The following is a 12247-nucleotide window of genomic DNA, read 5'->3' on the forward strand; positions in this document are numbered from 1 at the left end:
CCCGCAACGGACTATGTGTCCGTGCGCGCCGCACCCGCGTCGCCGACATGAGCGCTCGGCGGCACGCCGTACTGGCGCCGGTACTCCCGACTGAACTGCGAGGCGCTCTGGTAGCCGACCGCGTGCGCGACCCCGGTGACGTCGCCCGCCCGCCCCGCGAGGATCACCCGCGCCTCGTGCAGGCGCAGCTGCTTCTGGAACCGGATCGGGCTCATGCCCGTGACCGTGCGGAAGGTGCGGTGGAAGGCCGACTCGCTCATCCCCGCCATCCGTGCGAGCTCCGCGACCGAGACCGGGTCGGCGGGGTTGTCGCGGATCCAGCGAACCGCCCGGCCGACGTCGTGGAGGCGGCTGTCTGCCAGACCGAGCTGACGCACCGTGGCGCCCTGCTCGCCCGTCATCAGCCGCCACAGGATCTCCCGCTCGATCAGCGGCGCCAGCACCCGGATGTCCCGCGGGCGGTCCAACAGCCGCAGCATGCGGACCGCGGCGTCGATCAGATCCTCGTCCGCCCTACTCACCGCGAGTGCCGGCGCGGCGTCAGAGGAGCGGCGCCAGACGGGCTCGGCCGCAGGATCGAGCAGCAGCTCGGCGATCACCGACGGCCGCAGCCGTAGGCCGAAGCCGAGCGCGGGGCGCTGCACGCTCGCCTCTGTGTAGTGACCTCTCACCGGAAGGTCCAGGGAGGTCACCAGGAACTGACCGGGTCCGTACTCATGGATCAGGTCGCCGACAGAGAGAGTCTTGCGCCCCTGGGCGATCAGGGCGAACACCGTGCCGGAGAGAGACACCGCCGCCGGATCACCGGGACCGGTCACCATCGACACCAGAACGCCGCTCGCGGCGGTGCTCGTCCCCCGCTGGGCGTGCCGGGCGATCAGGCTCCGCAACTGCTCCATCGACATGTGGACAGTGAACCAGGTGGCATGCCGGTTCGTGCCTGACCAAGCAGGATCAGGCAAGAGCAGAGGAGGATCTGTCTACTTCTGAAGCGCTCCGGACGGTTGGCTGGGTGACATCTCCTCCAACCGACCAGAGAGACCGACCACATGTCTGCATCATCAACGCCCACCGTCCCCGTCGCCGTGGTCACCGGAGCCAGCTCCGGGATCGGACGTGGCGCCGCAGTCCAGCTCGCCCTTCGTGGCACCGGAGTCGTCATCACGTACAACCGCAACCCCGATGGAGCACGCCAGGTCATCGACGAGATCACCGAGCTCGGCGGTGTCGCCGTCGCACTCCCTCTGGACATCGTCCGCCCTGAGTCCTTCCCCGAATTCCGCGACCAGGTCAGCGCGGTGCTGGCCGAGCGCTGGCAGACCGATCGCCTCACCGCGCTCGTCAACAATGCCGGCGTCGGCGGGGTTCCGTTGATGTTCTCCGACACCACCGAGGAGCAGTTCGACGCCTTCATGGAGGTCAACCTGCGTGGTCCCTACTTCCTCACCCAGTCGCTTCTGCCACTGCTCGCGGACGGCGGGGCGGTCGTCAACGTCACCAGCAACGCGACCGGGGCCGGGCTCACGCCGGGCTACTCGGCGTACGCGATCTCGAAGGGTGGCATGGCGACGCTGACCCGCTACCTGGCCAAGGAGCTCAGCCCGCGCGGGATCCGGGTCAACGCTGTCTCCCCCGGCGTCACCCGCACCCGGCTCGGCGGTGACGCGTTCGCCAAGCATCCCGAGATGATCCCCGCGATCGCCGAACAGACGGCGCTCGGCCGGATCGGCGAGCCCGAGGACGTCGGGCTGATGATCGCAGCGCTGGCCTCCGAGGAGGGACGGTGGGTGACCGCCCAGGAGATCGAGGTCTCCGGCGGCTACAACTTCTGACCGGCCCGGCCGCGAGCCTAGGCCTGGCCCGCGTCGTGCACGACGATCGCGACCTGCACCCGGTTGACGACGCCGAGCTTGCCGAAGAGGCGAGACACGTGCGCCTTCACGGTCGCCTCGCTCATGAACAACGAAGCCGCAACCTCTGCGTTGGACGCGCCAGACCCGACCGCGAGCGCCACCTCACGCTCGCGATCGGACAGCGCGGCCAGTCGATCCGCGGCAGACCTGCGCCGGTCCGAGGCCTGGGCGTCACCGACGTGCGACAGCAGCGTGCGGGTTACTGACGGCGACAGCATCGCCTCGCCCGAGGCGACCAGGCGTATCGCGCCCACGATCTCGGCCGGCGGGGTGTCCTTGAGCAGGAAACCACCCGCGCCGGCTCGCAGTGCGCTCATCACCTGCTCGTCCGCCTGGAAGGTGGTCAGCACGATCACGTGAGGCGGTGGGTGCAGCTGGCGCAGCGCAGCGGTGGCGGTGATGCCGTCCATCTCCGGCATCTGGATGTCCATCAGTACGACGTCGGGCCTGTGCTGGCGGACCGCAGCAACCGCGCGGACGCCGTCGGACGCCTCGCCGACCACCTCCAGGTCCGCGGCCGAGGACAGGATCGTTCGTAGACCGGCGCGTACCAAGGCGTCGTCGTCGACCAGCAGAACTCGCATCCTCACCACCGCAGCTCGGCGTCAACCACGAAGTCGCCTGATCCGTCCGGCCCGTGCACGAGCGTGCCACCGGCGAGGGTCACCCGCTCCTGGAGACCGAGGAGACCGGCACCGGAACCCGGAAGTGCCGACCGGGCATGGGCATGAACGGGCAGCGGGTTGCTGACGCTGACGTGCAGCCCGCTGCCTGCCGCACCACGGACACGCACCCGCGCCGCCGTGCCGCGGGCGTGCTTGCCGATGTTGGTCAGGGCTTCCTGGACGATGCGATAGGCATCTCGACCCAGCGCGCTGGGCGCCGTGTCGACTCGGTCGACCCGCATCTCGAAGTCGATCTTCGCACCGGTCTGCCGAGTCTCCTCGACCAGGCGAGGGATGTCCGTCAGAGTGGGCTGCGGTGCGGCTGTGGCGACCTCGTGCCCGGGCTCCGCGCGCAGAACCCCGACGACGCCACGTAGTTCCTCGAGAGCCTGGCGGGCCGTCGAGCGCAGCAGCACGGCAGTCTCCCGCACCTTCTCCGCCGGCAGATCGGGCCGGACTTCCAGGCCGCCTGCGTGCAGGGCGATCAGCGAGATCCGGTGCGCGAGCACGTCGTGCATCTCGCGGGCGATCCGGGTCCGTTCGGCCATACGTGCGTTCTCGGTGCGCACGAACTGGTCGGCCTCCGCACGCAGCGCACGCTCGCGCAGTGTGTGCAGGAGCTGACGTCGGGCACGGACGAACATCCCCCAAGCAGTGGCCGCGAGCACCATCGCGAGGGCCAGGAGCAACACCGTCGGTGCGTCGGTCCGTCCACTGTAGATCGCGTAGCCGATGGCCTGCGGGACCCACAAGATCGCGACCAAGAGCACCTGCCGGACGCTGCGGTGCACCGCCAGGGAGGAGAGCGCAAGCAGGCCCGCGATCGTCGCAGCCGCCGAGAACACACCGAGCACGACACAGAGAAGCGCGACACCGAGCGGCCACCGGCGCCGCCACCACAACGCGAGGCAGCAGATGGCCCCGCCCACGGCATCGATGATCAGCTGCGAGCCGGTCAGCGGATGAACGGTGTCGTGCACCCCTTGGATCAGGATGAGTACGCCGAACGTGACCGCGACGAGGAACCCGACGGTGTCGACGACCCAGTCGCGCACCGTACGGGGACCAACCCTGTCCAGCAGCGATGGATCGGACTGTGTCCCCGGTGACAACGGCATCAGCTGCTTGGCCCAGATCATTCGTGGCCTGACATGACCTCAGTATAGGCGGCCCGTTCGCGCCAGTGACACCAACGAAGGTCGACGCGGACCCGCGACGAAAGGCGCGATTCGCTCGGCCTCGCGAGCTCTTTTGGTGGTGCGGTCCTAGCCCGCCGCCCGATGTGCGAAGACCCGTCCAGCAGCCACGCTTGCCGACATGATCACAACAACCGCTCTCACGAAGAGCTACCGCAATGCCCCGGTCGTACGTGATGTCTCTCTTCACTGCGAACCCGGCACCATCACTGGCTTCCTGGGCCCCAACGGCGCGGGAAAGTCCACCACCATGAGGATGCTCGTCGGTCTTGCTCGACCCGACCACGGGACGTCCTTGATCGCCGGTCACCCGTTCGTCGAGCTGCCCAATCCCACGCGAGTGGTCGGGACCTTGCTCGACCCTTCGGCGATGCACGCCGGGCGTACCGGTCGCGCGACCCTGACCATCGCCGCGCGAATGGCTGGTGTGTCGACCGATCGGGTCGACGAGCTGCTGGACCGCGTCGGACTGGCAGACGCGGCCGACCGACGAGTGGGCGGCTACTCCCTCGGCATGCGGCAGCGCCTGGGGATCGCCCAGACGCTCGTCGGCGACCCGCACGTGCTGATCCTGGACGAGCCGGCGAACGGGCTGGACCCCGAAGGCATCGCCTGGATGCGTCGGCTACTGCGCGACTTCGCCGACCGTGGTGGCACCGTGCTGCTCTCCAGTCACCTGCTGCACGAGGTGCAGGCGACCGCCGACCATCTCGTCGTCATCTCCCAGGGCGCCGTGGTCGCGTCCGGACCGATGGACGAGCTGCTGGCCAGCTCGAGCCTGTTGGTGCGCACCCCCGACACGGAAGCACTCGCCGCCGCCCTCCGCGCCGCCCGTGTGGACTACGTCGCCGGCCCGGACCAGACGTTCGTCGTCGACATGGTCGGCGGGGCCGTGACCACAGAGACGGTGGCTCGCATCGCGTTCGAGAAGCAGGTGCTCCTCACCGAGCTGCGCCACTCCGACGCGGGCGGTCTCGAACAGCTCTTCTTCTCACTCACCGCCGCGGACGCGGCACCAACCCAGGAGGCAGCAGCATGACCACCACGATGACTCATCCTGTCGGCACCGCCGACTCCACGTCGCAAGACGTGATGTTCCCCGCCATCCCGTTCAGTCGCCTGCTTCGTGTCGAATGGGGCAAGGCGTCCGACACCCGAGCCTCACGGTGGTTGCTCGCCGCGGTCGCGGTGTCGACAGTGGGCCTCATGCTGGTGCCGATCGTGTCCCCGTCGAGCATCGAGCAGTCCTACACGAGCTACCTCGGATTCGCGGCGGTCGCCCTGAGCATCCTGCTGCCTGTGGTGGCGATCCTGACCCTGACGAGCGAGTGGAGCCAGCGCACCAACCTCACGACGTTCACCCAGGAGCCGCGACGCATGCGGGTCGTCATCGCCAAGATCGTGGTCTCCCTGATGCTGGGTGTCGGCGCGGCGGTGTTCGGCGCGCTGGTCACCGCTGTGGGTCTCGGCGTTGCCGCAGCGTCAGGTCGGACACTCGAGGCCGACCTCAACATCGGCCTCATGGTGGCCTTCCTGGCGTACGTGCTGCTCAACATCATGACGGGCGTGGCGCTCGGTGCGCTGATGCACAACTCGGCGGCCGCGATCGTCGCCTCCTTCGTGCTGCCCATCGGGTTCGCGCTTCTGGGCACGGCATCGCAGGTGGTGGCCAACTGGCTCGACTACTCGACCGCCTTCACCTGGCTGCTCAACGGCCAATGGTCCGGCCACACGGCGCAGATCCTCGTCGCCATAGTCCTGTGGGTGGCGGCACCGCTGGCCGTCGGTCTCGTCCGCACGGTGCGTCGCGAGATCAACTGACCCACGAATTCGCGCCACATGGTGTGCACACACCCGTGCCCCACCGCAGAAGTCGGCCTCAGGCGCTTCCCGCCGCAGTCTCATGCGGCAGGTCCCTGGTGAACGCCAGTGAGAGCAGGGCAAGGAATGCCGCGGCGAGCAGCCCGGCTTTGAGCGCTTGTAGCTGTGCGGACTCGTAGTCCTCGACGAGCGCCTCGGTGGTCGGCTCGTCCAGCCCAGCCTCCTGGGCAGCTGCTCCGATCTGGTCAGCGGACACGAAGTCGATTCCGGACCCGACAGCCACGCCGACCTGCTCGGAGACCGCGCTGCTGATCCGCTCATCGGAAGAGATGTTGGATACGAAGGCGCTGGTGAGCCCCGACAGCACGATCGCCCCCAGCAGGGCCACGCCCAGTGACGAGCCGAGCTGCTGGCCGGTGAACTGCAGCCCGCCGGCCTCTCCCCGACCCGAGGCGTCGACCGAGGACTGCACGACGTTGCCGAGCTGCGATGCGATCAGACCCATCCCCACGCCGAGCACCGCCATCGACCAGGCGAAGCTCGAGTCGTCCAGCTCCGGCTCGATCGTGGCCAAGAGCAGCACGGCTGCGACCATGCTGGTCGCCAGACCGGCCCGCACGATCGACCGGATGGCGAAGCGGCGGGACAGCCGTGACCCGGCTGCCGAGGCGAGGAACATGGTGATGGAGACGGGCAGCATCCTGAGGCCTGTATCCAGGGCATCGAGCCCGATCACCAGCTGTAGATACAACGGAATCGTGAAGAAGACGCCCATCAGGATCAGGTTCTGGCTGAACAGGCCGACGAGGCCGGAGCGCAGCGGGGCGATCTTCAGCAGCGCCAGGTGCACCAGCGGGTCGCGTCCACTACTCTCTCGGCGAGCCTGCCACGCCTTGAAGCCCCACAACAGGACCGCCCCGAGGCCGATCACGAAAACCGTCAGTGAGAATCCGAACGGCGTCACCGGGGAGTCGTCTGTCGGCTTGACCCACCCCCAGGTGCTCGACTGCAGCACCCCGAGCACGACCAGGCCCAGGCCCGTGGCAGACAGCACGGTGCCGACGATGTCGAGTCTCGGTGCCGGTCCGGTCCTCACCGCGTCGGCCACCTTCGGGGTCATCACCAGGATGAGGGCCACCAACAGCACCTCACCGGCGAAGATGATCCGCCACGAGTACTCGGTGGTCGCCCAACCGCCCAGGATCGGACCCACGGCGATCCCGGCACCGGCGACCCCGCCGATCACGGCGTAGGCCGCCTTCCGCGAGGCGCCCTCGAAGTTGCCTGCGATCAGTGCCACCATCGCCGGAAGCACCAGGGCCGCACCGAGCCCTTCCAGCACCGACCAACCCAGCGTCAGGATGGCCACCGACGGCGCCAACGCCGTCATCGCCGAACCGCACGCGTAGATGACCAGACCGATGACGAACGTCTTGCGCCGACCGATGATGTCGCCGATCTTGCCGCCGGTCAGCATGAACATCGCCATCACCAGGCAGTAGAGCGTGATCACCGCCTGGATCGTGGTCACCGTCGTGTCGAAGTCCGCCACCAGCGCGCTGATCGAGACGTTCATCGCCGACTGGTCCAGCACCATGACGAACTGGGCGATGGCCAACGCCACCAGCGGCAACCAGTTCGTCTTCGCTGCTGAGTCCGTCTGCGTCTCCTGGGAATCACCCGCGGTCACGGTTGCTCACCTCCTCGATGCGTTCGGTCGGCTCGATCCTCGGCGGGTGCGAAGTGACAGACAGGTCATGGGCACCACCCAGCTGAGGAAACTGTCTCTCTGTACCGTCGCAGGCCCAGGTCGCCGTCGCTTCACCCGCTGCGGGCGAGGCGCAGGGGCTACATTCGCCGCTGGAACTGCTCCAGCCTGCGTTCCTGAACCTCATCCCCATCGTGTGAGCGAGGTGCCTTCATCGCGAATCGCTGCGCCTCAGGTCAGAGTCGGGCTCTAGCGAGCAGCGCGACGCATTCGACGTGATGCGTCATCGGGAACAGGTCGAAGGCGCGCAGTGAGCGCAGCCGGTAGCCGTGCTCGGCGAAGATCGCGACGTCGCGAGCCAGTGCGGCGGGGTCGCAGGCGACGTACGCGACCTTCCGAGGCGAACGCGCGACGACGGCCTCGACGACCTTCCGTCGGGCACCCTCACGGGGCGGGTCGAGGACGACGAGGTCGAAGGGATCTTCCTCGAGGCGTCCCAGCACGGTGGCGACATCACCGGCGCTGACCTCGGCGGTGGGGACGTTGCCCACCGAGAGAGCGGAGGCGGTCTGGTCGCCCTCGACGGCGACGACACGTCCGGTGGGACCGACCCGGTCGGCGAGGAAGGCGGAGAAGAGGCCGACGCCGGCGTAGAGGTCCAGGACGGTGTCGCCCGGGGCAGGTGAGAGGGCGGACAGCACCGCGGAGACCAGCGTCGAGGGCGCGCCGGGGTGGACCTGCCAGAAGCCGTCCGCGGAGACCTCGAAGGAGTGCTCCGCTCCCCCGACGGCGACCTGCTCCACGACCGTCCCGGCACCCGGCTCGCGGGCGTCGGTGGTGGCGATCAGGCAGTCGTCGACGGGGATGACGTCGTGGGAGCGGTACTTCCGCATGCCTCGGCCGCCACCCGGGGCGGTCGTGTAGCGCTGACGGGTCCGCCAGCGCAGCCCGTCCTCATCCCCAGGGACTGCCTCGACGGCCAGTTCGGACACCAGCGGGTCCGAGGCCGACAGGCCACCCAGGCGGACCAGCTGCTCGCGCAGCACCGTCGCCTTCAGCTCGCGCTGGGCGGACACGGAGACGTGCTGGAAGTCGCAGCCGCCGCAGAGGCCCGGACCGGCGTACGGGCATGGCGGAACGACCCGTTCCGGTGCGGCCGAGATCACCGAGACCGCGTCGCCGCGCCAGAACCGGTCGCCGGCGGTTCCCTCGGTGATCTCGACGACCACCTGCTCACCGGGCAGGGCGTGGCGTACGAAGACGACGCGGGAACCCTCCCTGGACGTGCCGGTCTCGATCTGCACCCGGGCGACGAAGTGGCCGCCGTGGGCGACCGGGCCGACCTCGACCTCGAAGCGACGACCGACGTACGACTCGCCCTTCGAGGCCTTGGGACGGGGCCGCCGCCCACGGGGCGCGGGACGCTGCGGGCGGCTCATCGGCGTCCGCTTCCGCGACGCAGGCCAGGCGCGAGCCAGTATTCCTCGCGCAGCTCCTCGGCGCGCTCCTTGCCGGAGGCGAGCTGGTAGGGCACGGAGATGACCATGACACCCGGGGTGAACAGCAGCCGGCCCTTGAGCCGCAGCGCCGTCTGGTTGTGGAGGAACTGCTCCCACCAGCGGCCGACGACGTACTCGGGGATGTAGACCGCCACGACGCCCCGCGGGTTGGCGTCACGGATCGCCGAGGCGTACTCCACGACCGGGCGGATCAGCTCGCGATAGGGCGAGTGGAGCACCTTGAGCGGCATCGGCAGGTTGCGCTCGTCCCACTGCTTCAGCAGCTCGGCGGTGTCGGAGTCGGAGGTCGAGACCGTCACGGCCTCGAGCGCGTTGGGCCGGGTCGCCTGGGCGAAGGCCAGCGCTCGCAGCGTCGGCTTGTGGAGCTTGGAGACCAGCACGATCGCGTGGACCCGGGTCGGCATGACCTTGTCCTGCTCGTCCGCGGCCAGCTCGCGAGCGACGTTGTCGTAGTGGCGCCTGATCCCCAGCATGACGACGTAGAAGAAGCCCATCGCCAGGATCGTGATCCAGGCGCCGGCGAGGAACTTGGTGATCAGCACGATCACCAGCACGACCGAGGTCATCCCGAGACCGAAGGTGTTGATCGCCCGCGAACGCTGCATCCGGCGCCGCTCGCTCGGGTCCCGCTCGGTGGCGAGATGGCGGGTCCAGTGGCGGATCATGCCGAGCTGGCTGAGGTTGAACGAGACGAAGACTCCGACGATGTAGAGCTGGATCAGCTTGGTGGTCTGCGCCTCGAAGACGATGATCAGCGCGATCGCCAGCACCGCCAGGAAGACGATGCCGTTGCTGTAGGCGAGCCGGTCGCCACGCGCCCCGAGCGACCGGGGCGCGTAGCCGTCCTTGGCGAGGATCGAGCCGAGCACCGGGAAGCCGTTGAACGCGGTGTTGGCGGCGAGCACCAGGATGATGCCGGTGACGGTGATGACGAAGTAGAAGCCCGGCGGGAAGTCGTTGAACACCCCGGCCGCGATCTGGGAGATCACCGGGTGCTGCTCGTAGCCGTCCGGGACCGCGTCGCCGGCGGCGGTGCGAAGGTTGTCGAGCGCGTGCGGGTCGACGTAGCGGATGCTCATCTGGTTTGCCAGCACGATGATGCTCATCATCATCGTGATCGCGATCAGGCCGAGCAGCAGCAGCGTGGTGGCGGCGTTCTTGCTCTTCGGCCGCTGGAAGGCGGGTACGCCGTTGGAGATCGCCTCTACACCGGTCAGCGCCGCACAGCCGGACGAGAACGCGCGGGCGAGCAGGAAGATCAGCGCCACCTGGTTGAGCGTGCCCTCCCAGCCCTCCTCGGGGCGGATGTGGAGGGCGGCACTCTCGGCCTCCGGCAGGTTGCCGGTCACCAGCAGGACCATCCCGTAGATGCCCATGCCGAGGATGGCGAACATGAACAGGTAGGTCGGGATCGCGAAGAACGTCCCGGACTCGCGCACGCCGCGCAGGTTCGTCGCGGTGAGCAGCACGATCGCGATCGAGGCGACCAGGACCTCGTGACCGATCAGGCTGGGGATCGCGCTGGCGGCGTACTGCGCGGCGTTGGAGATCGACACCGCCACCGTCAGCACGTAGTCGACCAGCAGGGCGCTGGCCACGGTCACGCCCGCCTTACGCCCCAGGTTGACCGTCGCGACCTCGTAGTCGCCGCCGCCGCTCGGGTAGGCGTGCACCGTCTGCCGGTAGGAGGTGACCACGGTCAGCATCACCAGGGCGACGACCAGGCCGATCTTCCAGGACCAGGCGTACGCCGAGGCTCCCGCCACCGCCAGCATGATGAAGATCTCGTCGGGCGCGTAGGCCACCGAGGAGAGGGCGTCGCTGGCGAAAACGGGTAGCGCGATGCGCTTCGGCAGCAGCGTCTCGCCCAGCTGAGAGCTACGGAGCTTGCGACCGATCAGGATCCGCTTGGAGACATCACCAACACCCACAACCGCAGACGCTACGGCACATCGCGGCTTCGGCGCGCTTCCGGATCGCCACGCCCATCCGAACACGCCAACTTCGAGGGCGTAGGCGACGCGCGGCCCGGGCGAGTGCAATCATGACACGGTGCACGTAGTGATCATGGGCTGTGGCCGCGTCGGCTCGACCCTGGCCAGGAGCCTCGAGGACCGTAACCACACGGTCTCGGTCATCGACCAGAACTCCGAGGCGTTCCGTCGGCTCGGACCCGGGTTCAACGGCGACAAGGTCGCCGGGATGGGCTTCGACCGCGAGGTCCTGCTCAAGGCCGGCATCAAGCGGGCCGAGGCGTTCGCGGCGGTCTCCAGCGGTGACAACTCCAACATCATCTCCGCCCGGGTGGCGCGCGAGGAGTTCGGCATCCAGCAGGTCGTGGCCCGCATCTACGACCCCGGCCGCGCCGAGGTCTACCAGCGCCTCGGGATCAGCACCGTGGCGACCGTGAAGTGGACCGCCGACCAGGTGCTCCGCCGGCTCCTCCCGGCCGGCGCCGAACCCGACTTCCGCGACATGTCGGGCAACATCCGCATCGACCAGGTCATCATGCCCGAGTCCTGGGTCGGCCAGCGGACCATCAAGTTCCAACGCCAGTCCGGCAGCCGCATCGCCTGGATCGACCGGCTCGGCGAGGGTGTCCTCCCGGTCCTCGAGAGCGTGATCCAGGAGGGCGACGTGCTCCACATCGTCATGCGCGAGGAGAACACCGCGCAGGCGTACAAGACGATCAAGAACGGCCCCGAGGAAGACTGATGCGAGTAGCGATTGCGGGAGCCGGAGCCGTGGGAAGGTCCATCGCCAGTGAGCTGATCACCAACGGCCACGAGGTGCTCCTCATCGACAAGAACCCGGGCTCGATCAAGCCCGAGCGGGTCGCCGACGCGGAGTGGCTGCTCGCCGACGCGTGCGAGCTCTCCTCGCTCGAGGAGGCCAGGCTCGACAACTGCGACGTGGTCATCGCCGCGACCGGTGACGACAAGGCCAACCTGGTCTGCTCGCTGCTGGCCAAGACCGAGTTCGGCGTGCCGCGCACCGTCGGCCGGGTCAACCACCCCAACAACGAGTGGCTCTTCACCGAGGCCTGGGGCGTCGACGTCAACGTCTCCACCCCGCGGATCATGTCCGCGCTGGTCGAGGAGGCCGTCACCGTCGGCGACCTGGTGCGGCTGTTCACCTTCCGGCAGGGCCAGGCCAACCTGGTCGAGATCACGCTGCCCGCCGACTCCCCCTACGTCGGCAAGCCGACCGGTCTGGTGCCGTTCCCGGAGAACTGTGCGCTGGTCACGCTGCTGCGTGACGGCCAGGTCTACGTACCCACCCCCGAGCAGCCTCTCGAGCAGGGCGACGAGCTCCTCTTCGTCGTGCCCACCGAGAAGGAGGACGAGCTCGAGCGTCTTCTCGCCCCCACGGGTCACGGCGGCTGACGCCGAGGACCTCGTACGCAGCACCCCTCGATCTCGGC

At 68.6% G+C, this 12247-nt stretch carries 11 protein-coding genes; 5 read left to right on the forward strand and 6 right to left on the reverse strand.

Annotation, left to right across the window (positions count from 1 at the left end):
* Window positions 1-11: 11 nt before the first annotated feature.
* Window positions 12-905 (reverse strand): AraC family transcriptional regulator, encoded by an 894-nt coding sequence (locus ABZU72_RS14335; RefSeq protein WP_355019513.1) that lies wholly within the window; start codon window positions 903-905, stop codon window positions 12-14.
* Between the two features lie 144 nt (window positions 906-1049).
* Between ABZU72_RS14335 and ABZU72_RS14340 the strand changes: the two genes are divergently transcribed.
* Entirely contained in the window at window positions 1050-1832 is a 783-nt protein-coding gene (locus ABZU72_RS14340) for an SDR family oxidoreductase (protein ID WP_355019514.1), read from the forward strand.
* Window positions 1833-1849: 17 nt separating this feature from the next.
* On the opposite strand, the gene ABZU72_RS14345 is transcribed toward ABZU72_RS14340, so the two are convergent.
* Both ABZU72_RS14345 and ABZU72_RS14350 read right to left on the reverse strand, forming a co-directional pair.
* Window positions 1850-2497: a response regulator transcription factor gene (locus ABZU72_RS14345; protein ID WP_355019515.1), complete on the reverse strand. Its 648-nt coding sequence runs from the start codon at window positions 2495-2497 to the stop codon at window positions 1850-1852.
* Window positions 2498-2499: 2 nt separating this feature from the next.
* Window positions 2500-3633, reverse strand: a complete 1134-nt coding sequence (locus ABZU72_RS14350; protein ID WP_355019516.1) for a histidine kinase — start codon at window positions 3631-3633, stop codon at window positions 2500-2502.
* 262 nt (window positions 3634-3895) lie between these two features.
* Here ABZU72_RS14350 and ABZU72_RS14355 point away from each other — a divergent pair, with 262 nt between their 5' ends.
* Window positions 3896-4813: an ATP-binding cassette domain-containing protein gene (locus tag ABZU72_RS14355; RefSeq protein WP_355019517.1), complete on the forward strand. Its 918-nt coding sequence runs from the start codon at window positions 3896-3898 to the stop codon at window positions 4811-4813.
* On the forward strand, window positions 4810-5595 hold the full coding sequence (locus ABZU72_RS14360; RefSeq protein ID WP_355019518.1) for a hypothetical protein: 786 nt from the start codon (window positions 4810-4812) through the stop codon (window positions 5593-5595). The genes ABZU72_RS14355 and ABZU72_RS14360 overlap by 4 nt, the downstream gene beginning before the upstream one ends.
* Window positions 5596-5653: 58 nt before the next feature.
* Here the strand turns inward: ABZU72_RS14360 and ABZU72_RS14365 are convergent, their stop codons facing one another.
* The 3 genes from ABZU72_RS14365 to ABZU72_RS14375 form a co-directional block, all read right to left on the reverse strand.
* Window positions 5654-7285 carry an MFS transporter gene (locus ABZU72_RS14365; RefSeq protein WP_355019519.1) on the reverse strand — a complete coding sequence of 544 codons (1632 nt, stop codon included), beginning with the start codon at window positions 7283-7285 and terminating at the stop codon, window positions 5654-5656.
* Window positions 7286-7539: 254 nt separating this feature from the next.
* The gene (locus tag ABZU72_RS14370) at window positions 7540-8742 is read right to left on the reverse strand and encodes a TRAM domain-containing protein (protein ID WP_355019520.1); all 1203 of its coding nucleotides are present in this window, start codon (window positions 8740-8742) and stop codon (window positions 7540-7542) included.
* The gene (locus ABZU72_RS14375) at window positions 8739-10754 is read right to left on the reverse strand and encodes an APC family permease (RefSeq protein WP_355019521.1); all 2016 of its coding nucleotides are present in this window, start codon (window positions 10752-10754) and stop codon (window positions 8739-8741) included. The genes ABZU72_RS14370 and ABZU72_RS14375 overlap by 4 nt, the downstream gene beginning before the upstream one ends.
* 121 nt (window positions 10755-10875) lie before the next feature.
* Here ABZU72_RS14375 and ABZU72_RS14380 point away from each other — a divergent pair, with 121 nt between their 5' ends.
* Window positions 10876-11538 (forward strand): TrkA family potassium uptake protein, encoded by a 663-nt coding sequence (locus ABZU72_RS14380; RefSeq protein ID WP_355019522.1) that lies wholly within the window; start codon window positions 10876-10878, stop codon window positions 11536-11538.
* Window positions 11538-12209, forward strand: coding sequence for a TrkA family potassium uptake protein (locus tag ABZU72_RS14385; protein WP_350720306.1), 672 nt, complete (start codon window positions 11538-11540; stop codon window positions 12207-12209). The genes ABZU72_RS14380 and ABZU72_RS14385 overlap by 1 nt, the downstream gene beginning before the upstream one ends.
* Window positions 12210-12247: the final 38 nt, after the last annotated feature.

Source organism: Nocardioides sp. NPDC004968 (assembly GCF_040608935.1).
Lineage (GTDB): Bacteria > Actinomycetota > Actinomycetes > Propionibacteriales > Nocardioidaceae > Nocardioides.

What these genes read in the sequence shown, in the direction of transcription:
- ABZU72_RS14335 (WP_355019513.1), bottom strand. Translation starts at nt 905, where the DNA reads ATGTCGATGGAGCAGTTGCGGAGCCTGATCGCCCGGCACGCCCAGCGG.
- ABZU72_RS14340 (WP_355019514.1), top strand. Translation starts at nt 1,050, where the DNA reads ATGTCTGCATCATCAACGCCCACCGTCCCCGTCGCCGTGGTCACCGGA.
- ABZU72_RS14345 (WP_355019515.1), bottom strand. Translation starts at nt 2,497, where the DNA reads ATGCGAGTTCTGCTGGTCGACGACGACGCCTTGGTACGCGCCGGTCTA.
- ABZU72_RS14355 (WP_355019517.1), top strand. Translation starts at nt 3,896, where the DNA reads ATGATCACAACAACCGCTCTCACGAAGAGCTACCGCAATGCCCCGGTC.
- ABZU72_RS14360 (WP_355019518.1), top strand. Translation starts at nt 4,810, where the DNA reads ATGACCACCACGATGACTCATCCTGTCGGCACCGCCGACTCCACGTCG.
- ABZU72_RS14370 (WP_355019520.1), bottom strand. Translation starts at nt 8,742, where the DNA reads ATGAGCCGCCCGCAGCGTCCCGCGCCCCGTGGGCGGCGGCCCCGTCCC.
- ABZU72_RS14385 (WP_350720306.1), top strand. Translation starts at nt 11,538, where the DNA reads ATGCGAGTAGCGATTGCGGGAGCCGGAGCCGTGGGAAGGTCCATCGCC.